Genomic DNA, 1,498 nt, shown 5'->3' with positions numbered 1-1,498 from the left:
TCATTTGAACGGCTTGGTTTCAGCCAGTTTTCGGCTGATAAACCAAATACCCTAACCACAATTGGGATTGAAAATGCTACGAGGAAAACACTGATACAGGCTAAAATGAGGCATAACCAAAGAACAATTGAAGCGTAAAAATGTCTCTGAAACGCCTGAACTTAGGGAAATAAGGGCTGATTTGCCGAACCTGATAATACGAAAACCAAAAGGCAACAAAGAAGAAAGGAACGCTTACTAAGCCAAAACTACAAAAGCTTCGGTTCTATTGACGAACAGTGCAAAAAATTTCGGACTCAGTACGCACAACGCCTGCATAACACGTTTGCTACTATGCAGACCAAGCTGAATTTTAACGCCTTAATCACTGAAACTAAAGACAAACTGACAACGCCGAGTGTAGAAAATCGTGTTGATGCATTTGTTATGTGCGTAAAAAACTTTAAATGCCATATTTATTTACTTAGGATTTGATGGTTTTGATAACCCTCTTTTCTTATATTCTTTTTCGTAAATCACTTCATTTATTATCCATCCAAAATAATTCAGGATTAGTCCAAAAACGAACAAAAAAGGAATTTGAACATATAAGTCTAATCGGTATTCTTCCCATGAACGAACTTTATCGAAAACAATAAACCCAACCAAATACCCAAAAAAAACTGCGCCACCAATGAGCAAAGTTTGTTTGAGCACATAATTTAGCTGTCCTTTTTTACGTGTAAGAGCCCAGCGTTCAAAGCGTTTATTTTTCCATTGATTGATCATAACTCACACTCTTTGCTTAATTAATACAAAGACTAAGGTATACCTTTCACGATAAATAAAATGTGCACTAGTTCAATAGAAAAGAAAGACCACCTATAAGCAACAAAAAAGCACATAACGCCTGCATAACACGTTTGCTACGATACAGACTTAACTGAATTTTAACGCCTTAATCACTGAAACTAAAGGCAAACTGACAACGCCGAATGTAGCAAATCGTGTTGATGCGATTGTTAAACGAATTCTAACCTAGCGTGACCAACTTAGCTTGGATATCAACAAGTGATTGTATATTAAGTTTTAATTCATAATTAGATGCTTTAACATTAAATACAATAGCCTGCATTGATACTAGATCCAATTCCATTTTTATACCCCAAACATCACCTGAATGAGGTCGATTATCCATATACTCTTCAGCTAATAAGGTATCGATTGACGCTAAGGGTTCAAATATAAATAAATCGGGAACAATACGTACTAATATAAATGGTGCTTCTCCTAAGCGGTTTAGATTAACCTTTCGTACATCAAACCAGTAGCTGCCTGTATTATTTTTAGCAACTGACGGAGAGATCAGACTTACATGCCCACTAGAGAAAACGGTAGTGTTTTTAAATTGCTTAAAACCATTATCGAGCAATAAATCTATATTATGGTATCTAGTCATACTGATTATCCCTATTCGTTTAACGCCTGCATAACACGTTTGCTACCATGCAGATTAAGC

2 protein-coding genes are annotated in these 1,498 nt (G+C 35.8%); both read right to left on the bottom strand.

The annotated features are described in order from the left end of the window. Nucleotides 1-459: 459 nt before the first annotated feature. Complete coding sequence (locus tag PVK70_RS18650; RefSeq protein ID WP_065623540.1) at nucleotides 460-768, bottom strand: hypothetical protein; 309 nt, start codon at nucleotides 766-768, stop codon at nucleotides 460-462. 244 nt (nucleotides 769-1,012) lie between these two features. Beyond that, entirely contained in the window at nucleotides 1,013-1,438 is a 426-nt protein-coding gene (locus PVK70_RS18645; protein WP_130049479.1) for a hypothetical protein, read from the bottom strand. Nucleotides 1,439-1,498: the final 60 nt, after the last annotated feature.

The sequence above is a fragment of the Aliivibrio sp. A6 genome, from assembly GCF_028765505.1.
GTDB lineage: Bacteria > Pseudomonadota > Gammaproteobacteria > Enterobacterales > Vibrionaceae > Aliivibrio > Aliivibrio finisterrensis_A.
The sequence above is the reverse complement of the archived record's forward strand: the minus strand, read 5'-3'. Positions and strand labels throughout refer to the sequence as shown.